Genomic DNA, 14,467 nt, shown 5'->3' with positions numbered 1-14,467 from the left:
CGGCTAATTCGCTCACGAAATCATCTAGCCTACCCTTCATGGCTCCACCTTGCTTTTTGGGTTCTAGATGTCCTTGCACTCTATGAAGTTGGATTAGCTTTTGCACATAGCTTTTTGCTACACCAAATTGCACGGCAACCTTTCTTATTGAAGTACCACCCTTTTCGTAAGTATTTACTATTTTTTCTCGTAAATCGATTGAGTATGCTTTCATTTTAAGTCTTGATGCACCAATACTATGTGTACCTCATTTACCTCGAAATTGCTGTAAGTAATGATTAATGTGTTTAATTGCTCCAATCGCTTCCAGATAAATTCTCTTAATTCATCTTAACTTGAGAAACTTTCCCAACTTAAATACCTTTTAACTTCCTCCCATCATCTCTCAATTGGGTTAACTTGAGGTGTATGTGGTGGTTGAAATAACAAAATTATGTTCTTTGGTATCTGAAGATACTGACTAAAATGGAAAGCTCCATTATCTAACTGAAGAATATGTATATCTTGAGGTGAATGTTCCAAAAATTTTTCCAAAAATATATTAAAACAAGCTGTGTTTAAATGAGAAAATTCCCAGATAAAATATTCTCCACTTAATGCTTCCACTAATCCATATAAATAAAAATTATCCCTTTTCCACTGCATGATACCGATAGGCTTAGTACCTTTTTTGGTAATTAGTCTCCCAGCTTCAGTTTTTAATCCCACACGACTTTCATCGCCACACCAATATCTAATTCTTCTTTGTTTATCTACTGGTGTTATCACGTGTTTTTTAATTATTTCTAGATATTGTGGCAGTTTTTTTAAATTCTGATTCTGATTCTGCTTCTTCGTTGTGTTTTATCCCTACTGCTCTTGGTACTTTTAACTTCGCTTTCATTCGATAACCTACTGTATCATGTACTACTTTATATGACGCTTCTACTCCTTCCACTGCTTTCAACCATGTTCGGATTTCTTCATAACTTTTGAATCCCTCCGGTTGTTCAAGTTCTCTATCTAGTTGCTCCCTTGCCTGTAAGTTGATGATTGGTGGTCTGCCTGTATTCTTATTTAGTTGACAAGAGGCTGTTTATTCCTGACTGGCTATAATCTTTTAACCATCTTTACACTGTTACCCTTGCTCTTCCCAACACCACTCCCACATCCTGTATTGTTTTTACCTGTCCGATTTTTAGCAAATACAGAGCTTGAATCCGTTCACGACTTGATACTGTTTTTTGTTTTCTCAGTAGCTCATGTAATTCTTCTGCTGACTCAGCTATTTCTATTTTGGTGACTCCAGCCATCTTTGCTCGTTAATATTTATTCCTTAGTTATCTGTATCACATCTTTCGTGAATTAGTATCAGCTAGACGATGCAGGTATGAATGCAATTTTGGCAACTCATCAAATCGACGCAATAACACTACAAAAGGATGATTTTGAGGGTTTTATTGCATCGTGTCAACGGATGATACTTGCCAAAATTGAAGCTGCTATGGACAAGCCTGTATTGGCTGTGGATGATTCAGCATTCAATGATGTGACAGATGAAGAAGAATGATTGGAGATAAATTAACTTAGGAAATGAGTTAAGAGCTATTTCAAAGGAATCCCAAGACTACTGTAGCCGAATGCTACAAATTACAAAATATATAGAACTAAAAATTAGCTTTGAATTCTTTGAGAGGTGCTGGATTACCCAAGCAAATAAATGCTGCCCAATAACTAGGATGCTCATAAGGGCGTTCAGAATCGTCAGATTTTTGACTTAATTGACGTAAATGAGCAGCAATGTTTTTACTATGGGTTTCTGTCCATTCTATGGCTTCTTCAGTAAGCCATTGAGAACGCATTTGAGCAATGGTCAGATTTCGTACATCGTATTTAGCTTTTTTCAAGGCTTCAGCTTTACTTAATTTTAGTTCTAACAGGTAATAATAGAAACGTTCCATTAAAATAGCAGTAGCGACATCAGGAACTTTCCAAAGACTCATTACCACTGCTTTTGCGCCTGCTTGGATAAACGAGCGACGCAATCCAACGACAGTTTCCCCACTATGAATAGCTCCTAAAGCAGTTTCACAGGCGGAAGTAACGACTAATTCTGTTCCGGCTAAATTTATAGATTGCACATCTAAAGCAGTCAATAAACCATCTCCAGCTTCTTCCGGTAGTGTCTTTCCATCAAGCATGGTATTAACTCCAGCCAAAGCTAATCCTGAACGGAGAAGGGGATTTTGGCTACTACCTAATTGCAAACGTTCTAATGCAGAAAGATTTAATAACAAGAAATTTTGCCTAATCTTTTCTTCTTGCTTCGGTTTTATATCTTCGAGAAAATAGCCGTGAGTAGCAATATGAAGAATATAAGGGGAGCTTTTGATTTTTGAGAGAACGGATTTTAAAGCTTGAGCTTGCATAACTACCTCTACACCTAATAGATTGGCAATTTTTTCTCCTTCTATTTCGGTTCCGGGTAAGGGCGAAAAAATTTGTCCTCTTCTTGAGTTAACCAATTGTTGATAAACAACGGATCTGTACCCTAGTTTTTCTTCTGCAAACAGAGAAGAAATGCTATTGTCTTTAGCTGCTAAATTATAATCAGGATTGGCGATAATGAGAGGTTTGGTAATTTTAGTGGGAATTTGGGATTTGAAGCGCAAGATATCCCGTCCGACGCTCAGAAAGTTGAAGTTATATTCATCCATTAAATAACCTCCCTCGTCCGTAGGTAGCACTTCAAAGGGTAAGCAGCTGAGTTCACCATCGGGACAGATGAATAATTTTTTGGTGAGATAAGGTTTGAGCTTATCAAAAACAAGAGAGCGTAATTCAATTTTTGGCTCAATTTCATCCGCTTCGACAATTTCATCCAAATCCAAGCCCCTCGCAATTTCTACAAACTCTCGAAATTGTCTCACTAAGCGGTCTATTGGTTCAGCTTCTCCTAAGTCAATCATTTGCAAACGTTCTGGCTCTTTGACAGGTAGGATAAAAGCGAGGTAGCGAGACGGAAACCATTGAGAATCATAGTTACCAGAAATGGCTTTGAAGTTAAAGACATTAAACCGCACAAACTCCACTAAGGTTGTATCTTCGGGTAATTCCAAGGCAATAGTACGGTAGTCTGCATTTTGCAGTTCTTTCTGGAGGTTAATTTCTGGGATATTGAGTTCACGTTCTAGTGTTTCTGCTTGTTGTCTGAGAGAGTAGATTTCGCTTTGGTAGTAGGTAGATTGTTCGGGAGTGGGGATATCAAAACAGCGTTTAGCCATTTGTTGTCTAACTTCTCGCCATTGTTCGAGTTTGGAGGTGAGGTGGGAATATTGTTCTGATAGGAGGGCTATTTTTTGCAGGATAGCGGTTTCAGTGGCAATGGACTTACGTTGTAGTACCAGGTTATAAGCAGATTGTACGGTTTCAGGAATGTTGGGGAAGTGTTGGAAAACGAGGGAGAGAAAATACTCTAATTTAACGTAGTTTTGTTGCAAATAAGTAAAACGTTGACTATCTGTACTGATGCTAAAGATTTGGGAAAGAGTTTGGAAATGGATGTCTGCTGACTTTTGCATAAATCCTAAAGCTTCTTCTAGACGTTCAGTTGCAGCATATAGAAATGCCAAATTTTCGAGATAAGTAGCATAGTCAAGATGAGTAGTTCCAAGAATTTTGGCAGAAATCTCTAGAGCTTGAAGATATAAAAATTCAGCATCAGCATATCTTCTCATAAAAATATATGACTGAGCTAAATTATTCAGAGAAACTGCATAGATATGATGATTAATACCAAAAACTTTAGATTTAATCTCTATAGCTTCTCGATATAAAGTTTCAGCTTCAATATATTTTCCCATTGAATGATATAGCAGAGCTAAACTATCAAGAGAAATTGGGTAGTGAGGATGATTAATACCTTGAGTTTTAGCGATAATCTCTAAAGCTTCTCGATATAGAGGTTCAGCCTCAGCATATTGCCCCATTGAATAGTATGATTGAGCTAAATTATTCAAAGAAGTAGCATAACGAGAATGGTTAGTTCCGTAAACTTTAGCTATAATATCTAAAGCATGAAGATATAGTGGATGAGCTTCACTATCGACGATAAACAATTGCTCGGTTAACGTATGATGCAACAAGAAGGGGAGAAAGACGAATAGTTTGGTTATAGTCCGCAAGTGCTTCTTGAAGATTCCCTGAATTACGTTGGAGGTTCCCCCGGTTATAATAGACATTAGCATTATTAGGAGCAATCAGTAGGGCTTGATTATACTCTTTTATTGCTGCTTGAAAATCTCCTAATTCAGCATAAGCTAGTCCTTTCATTCCGTAAGCTTCAGGATCATCAGGTGTGAGATGAATTGTGTATGTAAAATCTTCGGCTGCTTGTTGAAATTTTTTTAAATTAAGATAAATAATTCCTCGGTTGTAATAAGCACAGGCAAAGCTAAGATCAATATGAATAGCTTGACTATAATTTTTTATAGCTTCTTGAAGATTATTCATTTGAAAATAAGCTAGTCCTCGATTATAGTAACTCTCAGCCGTATGAGGTTGAATTTTTATATATTGGTTAAAATCTTTAAGCGCTTCTTTAGGTTTTTTTAAGAGAAGATAGGTATTACCTCGGTTATTGTAAGCGCTAGCATAATCATGCTTAAAAAGCAAAGCTTTATTATAGTTTTTAAGGGCTTCTTGTAATTCTCCTAACTGATGATGTTCAATCCCTTTATTGTAGTAGTATAAAGCTTTACGAGCTTTAATTAGTTTCTTGATAGTAAAAAAGATTATTATTAAAGTAAAACTTGCTAAAAAAATAATCATTTATCAATTTTTATGCTTCGACTTTAGTAAAATATTAGTATAAATTTATTAAATTATTACCTTAAATTTCTTGTAGAAAAATCGAGTATTAGTCTGTCTATTTACTTTCATAAGAATCTCTTCAAGGCGTTCTTTATTTAAATCAATATCTTTACTAAAAGATTCCTCATTTACCCAAGATAGCTCAATAGTTTCTTCTGTAAGAATAGCTATAAAATATTCCTCTCCTTCTGTAAGAAACTTGAAAGATTTAGCACGTCCTGGTTTTTGATCATTAGGCGGGAGGTAAAGTCTTTCAGAGAATAGACTATAAGGAACCTCTGCAAAAGCTTTTGAAGGACAAATAAGATACTTGTTTCCTTCTGCGTCCTCATTAATTAACAAAAGGTTTTTTCCTATATACGGAAAAATTATGTGCAAGCGATAAGGTTGTCCTAGCTTAATACAGTGACTGTCATCATTAGGAATTTCGTCTTTATCTAATCCTCTTATTTCTTCTCTTGTTTTAATATCAATCATCTTTAATTGTTCTGGAGCATAAATAGCAGTATGTTTAACTGACTCCCAACTAGTTATTATTACTGCTGCTTCTGATGCAGAATTCTCAGTAGGTTGCAACTGCTGTTCAATTGCATCCAACTTTTCGCCAAGCTTCCTTAATGTAACCTCCTCTACCTGAAGTTGTTGTTCATATTGAAACTTGCGGGATGGGTCTGTCTCTATTACCCATGCGTTTCTTATCCTGTCAACTCTCTGGTTTTGCAGTGTATAAGCTTTTTCGAGTGAGTCTCGTTCTTGCTGCGATCGCTCTTTTTGTTTTTGCGATTGAGGCGGACTACCTGATGCCATCTGTTGCCCAAAGTGAATATTGTAAATGTCGCCACCAATTCGCTCAGCGTTCACTGTCTCAGCATTGACCAACCCACCGCCAAACTGGGAATTGCGTAAGTCGTTCTTGGAGACTTGCTTTGGGTCTTTTGAATCCGACATGGGTTTGACTTGAGCGTTCTTAAGCGTCATTGTTCTCAATGTTACCACTTATCTGGTCTGCGTTGACAGTATTAGTGTCCATGATGCCACCTGCAAACTGCGGATTCTGCATATTGTAGTTTGGTTTTTGCAACACAACCTTTGTGAAAACTGGTGTACCAATGCACGGTGGAAATCTTTTTCCATCCAATATTCCCCAATTTCGGGAAACAGTTCTGGATTATATAGATTCAATGACCAGACTTGGACATACTCTAATGGCTGGTATTGCTCTCAGTTTAGGGCTAGAAAATCTTACTTTCCAGACCGTTATACAGAAAAACCATTGATATTATTTCGGATTTTCAATTACCCTCCTAATTCATCATTATCTGAATCTAAATGGGGCGTTAGCGAACATACAGATTATGGAGTATTAACTATACTAAAACAAGATAATACAGGTGGATTACAAGTCAAATTAAAGTCTGGTTGGATAGATGCACCTCCTATTCCTGGTTCATTCGTATGCAATATTGGGGATATACTTGATCGGATGACACGAGGACTGTATCGCTCAACACCTCACCGCGTTCAGAACCGATCAACAAGTAGTCGCTTATCATTTTCATTCTTCTTTGATCCCAATTTCAACATTGAAGTCAAACCCATTGAACTGGACGGCATAGTAGTGAATGACAATCAAAGCGATCGCTGGGATAAAGCTAGTGTCCACGAATTTCGCGGGACTTATGGCGATTATCTTCTCAATAAAGTCTCCAAAGTATTTCCAGAACTACGCCAAACAGTGTTTTAAAGTGCTGTTAGCGATGGCACGGCGTTGAGCCAATGCTGAGTAAAAGTTACTAACCTCCAAACAAATCATCTTCGGCAACTTCTGAAAAAAATGAATACCAACTATTGCTAACTTCATTAACACGATTGAGATACAGTAGTTTATAGCATAGCTTTTGCAAAGTAATGTATGTCGCTGTGCAATGCTCTGGAAAAATCAATGGTCAAAGATGCATCTGAACTAGAAATTACCACCGATTCATCAGCAGTGGTAGATGCTATCAATAGCTTTGTCGATCAATTATTGGGTGTTGGTAACGATACTCAAGTCATTCTCAAAGCAGTTGAGGCAGAGCCGACTTGTGCGATCGCTTTAAAATGAGATAACCGTTGAGCACACCATGCCGTTACTCATGTATTAGAAACTCAAGGACGTTTAGAAGAGGGAATTAGCTAATATTTACAACCAGCTAGTACGCAACGATGAAGCACATCAAGCTCCTCAACTTGCATTAGAACTATTACAACGTTATCAAAAAGTAGAGCAAACAGTATGACAACATACGTAAATCTCGGAAAAAGTGGATTAAAAGTATCACGCTTGACTCTGGGTACTATGACTTATGGTTCTCGGAAATGGCGTCAATGGGTACTAGAAGAAGAGGAAAGTCGCCCGTTTATTAAATTAGCTTTGGAATTGGGTATTAACTTCTTTGACACCGCCGATGTCTATTCATTAGGTGCTAGTGAAGAAATTCTGGGACGGGCGCTCAAAGATTTTGCCAAAAGAGATCAAGTAGTTATTGCTACTAAAGTATACAATAAAATCGGTGATGGTCCCAACGACCAAGGACTGTCTCGTAAGCATATTTTTGATGGCATTGATGCCTCATTACGGCGTTTACAAACAGATTACGTCGATTTGTACCAAATTCACCGATGGGACTACGAAACGCCCATAGAGGAAACCTTAGAGGCGCTGCACGATCTAGTCAAATCAGGAAAAGTTCGTTACTTAGGAATATCGAGTGTTTATGCATGGCAGTTTGCCAAAGCCCTTTACACAGCTGACAAACACGGTTGGAGTCGTTTTATATCTATCCAAAATCACTACAACTTAGTTTATCGAGAAGAAGAGAGAGAGATCATACCTTTATCTGTAGATCAAGGAATCGGGATCATTCCTTGGAGTCCTTTAGCCCGTGGTTTTCTGGCTGGAAATCGCAGCAAAGAAGACTATGGTCAAACCGTGCGTGCAAAAACCGACGAATTCGCCCACAGTCTCTACTATCAAGATTCAGATTTTCAAATAGTCGATCGTGTCGTAGAATTAGGGCAAAAACGCGGCGTGAAACCAGCACAAATTGCCTTGGCTTGGTTATTGCATCAACCAGGTGTGACAGCTCCAATCGTTGGTGCTAGTAAGATAGAGCATCTCAAAGAAGCAGTTGAGGTTTTGGATTTGAAGCTTTCCGATGAGGAGCGTAAATATCTCGAAGAACCTTATACACCACATCCCATCTTAGGACACCAGTACCCAACCACCTTTGCCAGTCGCTCGTAGCAATAGACTTGTTGCATAAATCGGGAAAGGGGAAAGGAGGGGTTTCCTCTGGAGATAAGGGGAAGGGAGGAAGGGGGAAAGGAATAAGAAAAACATTCGTCCCTTTTCCCTTTACCCGCAAGAGTGCAAAGATTACTTTTGCAAGAGGTATAACATCTGTTATTGGAGAATGGGGAAGAAAAGCAGAGAGTCACAGAAAGTAGTTACAAGGGTAATTCATTACTGTTAAGTAACAGGTTTTGGCAGCATAAAAATTGGACTCAAGTATCGTCTGCATCTAGATTCAATTTCAGGAGCATAAGCTTGTACCCAACGGTAAATTGTTGTGTGATCTACCAAAAGCCCTCGTTCCAGCATCATTTCTTCCAGGTTTCTATAGCTCAATGGATATCGTAGATACCACCGCACACATAGTGAGATCAGCTCGGATTGGAAATGACGCCAAAGAAATCGGTTCTTTTGAGTTCATTACCGGGCAAACTTTGATACTAGACTATTAGTAAATTACATTTATACTAGACTATCCCTAGTTTTTGCAACACAACCTTTGTTAGTGCCATTCCTCTTTAGGGAATGAAACAGCCCCACTCTCTGTTTAACAGAGGTTACTTCTTCATTCCCTACATTCCACACCCTAAAACCATTAATATCAATGATTTCCGTTTATCTTAGTGCCATTCAACTCTTACCCAACTGCGTCATAAATTAGCTTCTGTACTATAAAATCTTATACCAGAGGTGATTGTTTTTCCTACCTCTTACGACTTTATGAAGCTTTATTTAATGCAGCCTCATAAAGAATTGGTATAATATCTAACTAGTTACAAGCAAGCAAAAACAGATTGCATAGTTATCATTTTTCCCATTAGCAAAAACCTGAGTTTTTGTCGGTGCTTGTGCTGGTTGGAGGTGGTTCGATATTTTGGCTAGCAAATTTGAGTAGGTTAGCAAAGATAACTGTCTGATCACCACCTAAAATTGGCTGCCAATCTTTAGGTGCTTTATTAATATAAGATTCCCGATCAGAATCTAAAAGTCCATAAAATACCTCGGCTACAATCCGACCACCTACCCAACCTAGCTGAGTTTTGGCGCCAACACCATTTAGTAAGTCTACTTCGGAAAAACTTTTTCCCACACCAAAGTGATCTACTAAAGGAGCTTGACCCTCAGCTAAGATGTAAAACCAGAGAGGGGTGTCGTTTTGCAGACTCTCTGCAATTGGCTCAAACTTGAACAGTGCATCCCCTGCCGAATTTTCACCTGCTGGTTGTCGCACACTGAGTTGATCTGATGTGAGAGGGATAGCCTGAGTAAAACCTTTGTCCTGTAAAGCTTTGACAATCTGTTGCCCACCTTGTACTCTGTAGTTGTTGCCTCGCAATAAATTAAGCAGTGCCAGGGATGGACGTGGTGGTACTACTTTTGTGTCTGGCAAGGTGTCAGGGCTGATCGCATCTTTAACTTCTTTAATAACCCCCCCAACATTCTGGCTGGTTGGCAATACAGGGGACGGTAAAACGCCAAGTGGATCAACCAAGTTGGAATCAATTTTGTAAGCTAGTTGTAAGCGTACTTTTGGATTGGGCGTATCACCAGCAGGACTTTCACGAGGCTCATTGGGTAAGACTCCTGGACTTGTGAGTGGGAAAAAGCGCGCCCAGTTATCAATGACATGATGACTCGGCAGTGGCTCGAATCCTAACAAACTGTCATCGTCTGGATTGTCATTATCGCTACCTGGGAAAATGCTAAAGCTTTTATCATTGTTGAGACGATAACCAAAGCGCACTCCAGAATGTCCAAAGCGGTAAGCTGCTACTACAAATTCGCGGGGTAAATTCTCGCGTTTGTCTTCTGTGTAAAGAGCATAGTTTTGGGCGCGCTGGTCACGAGTTTTGTCTTTTAGACCTTCTAGAACATCTGCGTTAACAATGCGCGGCAAAAAGTCTTCTACCACTATCTTTTGATAAACCCAGCGTACTTCGTTTCGTGCTGCTTCAAACAAAGCAGTACCCGTCAGTTTCTGATCGTCTTGCAGTCTGTGATTGTTTTGTTTGAGCTTTGCTACTACTGCATTATGATACTTGACAAAAGACAATTGAATTTGACTGATGATCGAGTTTTCATCATTACGTTTGTCACCAACAATTGCGCGACCATTGGGGCTACGCAGTAGATCTTGCTCTGCCTGATTTTTAAAGTCTTCAACTAGCTTTGTATTACTGAGGGTAGGTTTAACCTGATTTTCAGTACCATTTTTATATAAAAGAGTAGCCCCATCCTCAGCGTACATAAAAGGTTGAGCATCAGGACCGTCACCATATAAGGAATCCAAATCAAAGCGTGGAGTTCGTAAATTACTTGGCAAACGATCTTGAGAACCAATATCTACTGGGTTTAAAGATGATGTGTTATCAAAGGTTAGATCGTGATCGATGAATTGACCAAAGTATGTATAACCTGCTGGTAACAGCAAATTTTCTTCAGGATCAGGACCATCTTTGACGGTATCAGGCTCTGACTTTATGCTGTTGGCAAGTTTTAGTAGTTTATGGGTCGGATAGCTTTTTGCTCTTAAAGGTAGTAAATGTGTAAATACTTGTTCTCGTGTGCCGACGGAACCGTGACCAAATCCATTCATAATAATGCTCCTTAATTAAGGTAAAGTTAATTGATTGAATGACTATTGCGTTAAAGCAATCTGCACTTTAGATTTCGATAAACTTATCAAAAGAAAGTGATTTTGACAGCTTTGACACTTTTGTAAGCAGCGATGGCATAGCCTATTTGTCAAATCAATGTTGGCTAGGATGTATCCCTGTCTATCATCAGATTTCCTCTTTATAAATTTGTTTACTTTCTGAAAGCTTCTTGTCAGTCTTTAGGAAGAGACCAGAGTTTGATGGTTTTGTCGGCACTGCCGCTGGCTACCATGTTTCCATGCGGTCTGAAAACTACTGACCGCACGCCTCGCTCATGCCCTATCAAATTCTCCAAGAGTTTGCCTTCAGGCAACCTCCATAACTTGATAGTGCTATCATTGCTACCACTAGCTAATCTCTTGCCATCGGGACTGAAAGCCACTGACCATACAACTCCTGAATGTCCAATTAAGGAGTGCAACAATTTACCAGTGGGCATTTGCCAGAGTTTGACTGTCTTATCAGCACTGCCACTCGCTAAAGTCCGTCCATCAGGGCTAAAAGCCACTGAGCGCACGGCTTGTGAATTAGCATTCAGGGTTTTTAGAACAGCACCATCCATCAGCCGCCAAATTTTGAGTGTACCACCCTCATTGCCACTAGCTAAGGTCTGCCCATCCGGACTAAAAGCAACAGTTCTTACCCACAATCCATCCGATAACTGATGAACTTGTACGCCAGTCTGCACGTTCCAAATGCGGATGGTTGTGTCAGCACTACCACTGGCTAACCACTTTCCATTGGGGCTGATGGCAACGGCTTCTACATCATCTGTATGGCCATCTAGAGTACGAAGCAGTTGCCCCGTCTCTAAATTCCAGAGTTTAATACGGTTATCCCAACTGCCACTAGCGAGCAGCTTGCTATCTGGACTGATGGCAAGGCTTACCACTGCATCGCCGTGTCCTTCTAAAGTATAGAGTAAGGTGTTACTAAGCAGATCCCAAATTTTAATTTTTTTATCGTAACTGCCACTGGCGAGGAAGCGTCCATCAGGGCTGATTGCGATCGCGTAAATCCAAGCTGAATTTCCTTTGACAGAATGTAAGGGTTGAGTGGTTGCAACAGAGATAGTAGCAACACTAGCGTTTCGGAAGGAAGACAATAGGTTAGCACAACTGCTACTACCAACCAAGATCGTTAGAGTGCTGATTGCGAATGCTGCTGAAGATTTCCAGGTAATTTGTTTCGATCTCATAACAGGACATTCCTTGTGTGAGTGAGAGAATAATCTGACTTGCACCCACTACGTAATGGTGTCGGAGACTAGCGGTACTATAGAGTAATTTTTTCTGGAATTTGAGATGAGAACGCTTTTCCTTTCGCTTTTTGTTGTTTATTCCAATGTTCAATCCAGCATCGCATCAGAAATAGAAGGGTTGTCGTGACAATCCCTACTAGCCCAATCGGGGTTAAATAGCTCCAGTGATCTAACATTTTGTCCCAAACGTGCCAAGTGAGCAGGAACATAGCTAAGTAAGTCAGGGTATGTAATCGCTTCCAATTTTTTTTCAGTCTTTTGACACTCCAGTCATTAGAAGTAATTGCCAATAGGGTAAAAATTATGAAGGTAGATATACCTTGGATATAAATCCAATAGGTATTAGGATCTAAAAAATCAAGGTCTCTCTTTTTCACTAAGAGAAAACCGTGAAGCAAAGCCAAGCTGAAAGCCAGAATACCGATAAGTCGTCGATATTTCAACAGCCATTTAGGAAGATTYGCTTGTTTAGTTTGAGGAAAAATGATTTTGAGATTTGTGGGCATTAAGGTGAGAATATAAGCTCCTAAAGCTAAAAATCCTAGGCTGTTTTCTAAGGGTACTGTATCGATTGCTGCCATCACCAATTATCCTTATTTTTTGAATAAAAGCTACTTTTTTATAACAATCGTTTGCCAAAATAAGAGGCTACAAAAATTTTGGTAAAACTTGTAAAGTTACCCATATATAAGTGTTTAATCCCTCTTTTGTTACCTTCAGGAAAGAAAATAGGAAGAAGACTAGCTAGCAATAGAGGAACGAATTGGAGAAGCTTGAAAATCATTCATTAATTCAATCAACTTGAGGAAACAGCGTTTCATCCCAGGAATGTTGAATCTAACTAAGGTAACAATAAATGGTAAAAGATATAAGGTTGAATAATTAGTCTCAAGTTATTAAGAGAACTTTTTCATGTTATACCATCTGACTACTCCTGATGTTGACTAAACTGATTAGTTAATGCTTCTCTGAATGAAGAGTAATTAGAGCTAGGATTTAGAAGATTTTTGTCTGCCAATTTCTCAGTCTATAGTTGGAAATAAGTCGCTCGAATGCTTACTAAAAGATAAGCACCAAAAATTCTCTTACACCAGCGTTCAATGCTTTCATAGAACGATGATTAATAGAAAATTTATAACACTAATAATAAAACTATTGTCTGTGATAATCACTTTAAATACTGCTGTCTTCAAATATTAAATAATAATGTTATTGATTTCAGGATATTTATTAATTACTAAAAAATTAATCATTTTTCTCCTAATGTTTATCTTTTGAATCTCTAATTTATGGCTACAATCACTTACTTAACATCGTTATTTTTGAGGAAAATCCCTTAAGCTTCTCTAAAGTAGGATACTCGGGTTATTAGAAAAAACACTTTTTACTCTCAAAAAGCAAGCTAAATGTGATCTCTTTATGGTACTCAGTCGTTTGATAAGTCGCAATCAAAGGCTTTAACTACAATAATATTAGGTGTAGGAATCTAGGTGCGCTTGCAACAGGCGCAGCGAACGCAGATTGAACGGATAGGAATCTTGCCGAGATACGTAAAATTTGGGACGCAGTGTGCACTTATACTACGTAGATTTACTAAAGTTTTTACTTTTTTTCAGCAGTTTACTCTTTAGAAGTTGTAAAATCTACTTTTTCTATTTGTAATATTAGATAGATTTTATTAAAAATAAAATCTAGAAATCTCATATAAATTTCATTAATATAAGTTTGAAATCTCATATAAAGCTAATACAATATTTTGTATATATATATAGGACTAGTATTTGATTTCTGAAAAAAACCGCGAGATAATACGGTTAGAAATATATGTCTAATAACGAACAATGATAAACCAGTATATAGAAATGGCGATCGCAGAATTACAAGAATTGCTCGACAGTCGCCCAGATGCTCGTGAGGTAAGAAAAGCATTGGCAGTAAAGCTGGTTTATCAAGGTTATAAGTATGAGGAAATTCAAACAATTTTAGATGTGTCCGTTGGTTCGATAACAAGCTGGAAGAACGCTTATAAAGAATATGGAATTTCGGGACTGCGCTTAAATCATAAAGGCAGAAAGAGTTACCTGAGTGATATTCTCTTGCTGCCATTTTTTTCCCCTGTCGGTAGGGTTGCGTCCTACCGATTCCGTTCCCATCGGGGCTTTCATCATTGCTCCGTCAGCCGCTTGCCACTGCCAGGCAATCCCTTCCAACTCATCGTATTCTGCAAGCCCCTGACACCACAATTCAACGAAAAAACCAGCATCCCGCCATTCTTGGAAATACCGATGTACTGCACTTGGGCTGCCAAACTTCTCCTTAGGCAATGCCTTCCATTGAATCCTTAGGCAATGCCTTCCATTGAAT

13 protein-coding genes and 4 pseudogenes are annotated in these 14,467 nt (G+C 38.7%); 5 read left to right on the top strand and 12 right to left on the bottom strand.

Annotated features, from left to right (window positions below):
• From FCR06_RS31145 to FCR06_RS31135, 4 genes and pseudogenes are all read right to left on the bottom strand, one after another.
• Positions 1 to 214, bottom strand: a pseudogene (locus tag FCR06_RS31145) (IS630 family transposase); the annotation flags it as partial.
• 164 nt (positions 215 to 378) lie between these two features.
• On the bottom strand, positions 379 to 768 hold the full coding sequence (locus FCR06_RS31140) for a transposase (protein WP_189523656.1): 390 nt from the start codon (positions 766 to 768) through the stop codon (positions 379 to 381).
• Between the two features lie 7 nt (positions 769 to 775).
• Complete coding sequence (locus tag FCR06_RS33230) at positions 776 to 937, bottom strand: hypothetical protein (RefSeq protein ID WP_189523655.1); 162 nt, start codon at positions 935 to 937, stop codon at positions 776 to 778.
• A gap of 172 nt (positions 938 to 1,109) precedes the next feature.
• Positions 1,110 to 1,292, bottom strand: coding sequence for a hypothetical protein (locus FCR06_RS31135; protein WP_138506682.1), 183 nt, complete (start codon positions 1,290 to 1,292; stop codon positions 1,110 to 1,112).
• An 89-nt stretch (positions 1,293 to 1,381) separates the two neighbouring features.
• On the opposite strand from FCR06_RS31135, the gene FCR06_RS33225 reads away from it, so the two are divergent.
• Positions 1,382 to 1,549 (top strand): hypothetical protein, encoded by a 168-nt coding sequence (locus FCR06_RS33225; protein ID WP_189523654.1) that lies wholly within the window; start codon positions 1,382 to 1,384, stop codon positions 1,547 to 1,549.
• 97 nt (positions 1,550 to 1,646) lie between these two features.
• Here FCR06_RS33225 and FCR06_RS31130 read toward each other — a convergent pair whose 3' ends face one another.
• The 3 genes from FCR06_RS31130 to FCR06_RS31120 are packed head-to-tail and all read right to left on the bottom strand — an operon-like array spanning position 1,647 to position 5,799.
• Positions 1,647 to 4,097, bottom strand: a complete 2,451-nt coding sequence (locus FCR06_RS31130; RefSeq protein WP_189523653.1) for a CHAT domain-containing protein — start codon at positions 4,095 to 4,097, stop codon at positions 1,647 to 1,649.
• Positions 4,081 to 4,809, bottom strand: a complete 729-nt coding sequence (locus FCR06_RS31125; protein ID WP_138506678.1) for a tetratricopeptide repeat protein — start codon at positions 4,807 to 4,809, stop codon at positions 4,081 to 4,083. The genes FCR06_RS31130 and FCR06_RS31125 overlap by 17 nt, the downstream gene beginning before the upstream one ends.
• A 48-nt stretch (positions 4,810 to 4,857) precedes the next feature.
• Positions 4,858 to 5,799, bottom strand: coding sequence for a hypothetical protein (locus FCR06_RS31120; protein WP_138506677.1), 942 nt, complete (start codon positions 5,797 to 5,799; stop codon positions 4,858 to 4,860).
• Between the two features lie 127 nt (positions 5,800 to 5,926).
• Here FCR06_RS31120 and FCR06_RS31115 point away from each other — a divergent pair, with 127 nt between their 5' ends.
• The 3 genes from FCR06_RS31115 to FCR06_RS31105 all read left to right on the top strand — a co-directional run bounded on the left by FCR06_RS31115 (position 5,927) and on the right by FCR06_RS31105 (position 8,137).
• Complete coding sequence (locus tag FCR06_RS31115; protein WP_223280380.1) at positions 5,927 to 6,595, top strand: 2OG-Fe(II) oxygenase family protein; 669 nt, start codon at positions 5,927 to 5,929, stop codon at positions 6,593 to 6,595.
• 168 nt (positions 6,596 to 6,763) lie between these two features.
• The gene (locus FCR06_RS31110) at positions 6,764 to 6,955 is read left to right on the top strand and encodes a hypothetical protein (RefSeq protein ID WP_189523652.1); all 192 of its coding nucleotides are present in this window, start codon (positions 6,764 to 6,766) and stop codon (positions 6,953 to 6,955) included.
• A gap of 171 nt (positions 6,956 to 7,126) precedes the next feature.
• Positions 7,127 to 8,137, top strand: coding sequence for an aldo/keto reductase (locus FCR06_RS31105; RefSeq protein WP_138506675.1), 1,011 nt, complete (start codon positions 7,127 to 7,129; stop codon positions 8,135 to 8,137).
• A gap of 255 nt (positions 8,138 to 8,392) precedes the next feature.
• Here FCR06_RS31105 and FCR06_RS31100 read toward each other — a convergent pair.
• From FCR06_RS31100 to FCR06_RS31085, 4 genes and pseudogenes are all read right to left on the bottom strand, one after another.
• Positions 8,393 to 8,560, bottom strand: a pseudogene (locus tag FCR06_RS31100) (IS6 family transposase); the annotation flags it as partial.
• 442 nt (positions 8,561 to 9,002) lie between these two features.
• The gene (locus tag FCR06_RS31095) at positions 9,003 to 10,781 is read right to left on the bottom strand and encodes a peroxidase family protein (protein ID WP_138506673.1); all 1,779 of its coding nucleotides are present in this window, start codon (positions 10,779 to 10,781) and stop codon (positions 9,003 to 9,005) included.
• A 233-nt stretch (positions 10,782 to 11,014) separates the two neighbouring features.
• Positions 11,015 to 12,040, bottom strand: a complete 1,026-nt coding sequence (locus tag FCR06_RS31090) for a WD40 repeat domain-containing protein (protein ID WP_138506671.1) — start codon at positions 12,038 to 12,040, stop codon at positions 11,015 to 11,017.
• Positions 12,041 to 12,117: 77 nt separating this feature from the next.
• Complete coding sequence (locus FCR06_RS31085) at positions 12,118 to 12,684, bottom strand: ferric reductase-like transmembrane domain-containing protein (RefSeq protein ID WP_138506669.1); 567 nt, start codon at positions 12,682 to 12,684, stop codon at positions 12,118 to 12,120.
• Between the two features lie 1,284 nt (positions 12,685 to 13,968).
• Here FCR06_RS31085 and FCR06_RS31080 point away from each other — a divergent pair.
• Positions 13,969 to 14,190, top strand: a pseudogene (locus FCR06_RS31080) (helix-turn-helix domain-containing protein); the annotation flags it as partial.
• An 18-nt stretch (positions 14,191 to 14,208) separates the two neighbouring features.
• On the opposite strand, the pseudogene FCR06_RS34060 reads toward FCR06_RS31080, so the two are convergent.
• Positions 14,209 to 14,467: pseudogene (locus FCR06_RS34060) on the bottom strand (transposase); the annotation flags it as partial.

This window comes from Nostoc sp. PA-18-2419 (assembly GCF_005869855.1).
Lineage (GTDB): Bacteria > Cyanobacteriota > Cyanobacteriia > Cyanobacteriales > Nostocaceae > Nostoc.
The sequence above is the reverse complement of the archived record's forward strand: the minus strand, read 5'-3'. Positions and strand labels throughout refer to the sequence as shown.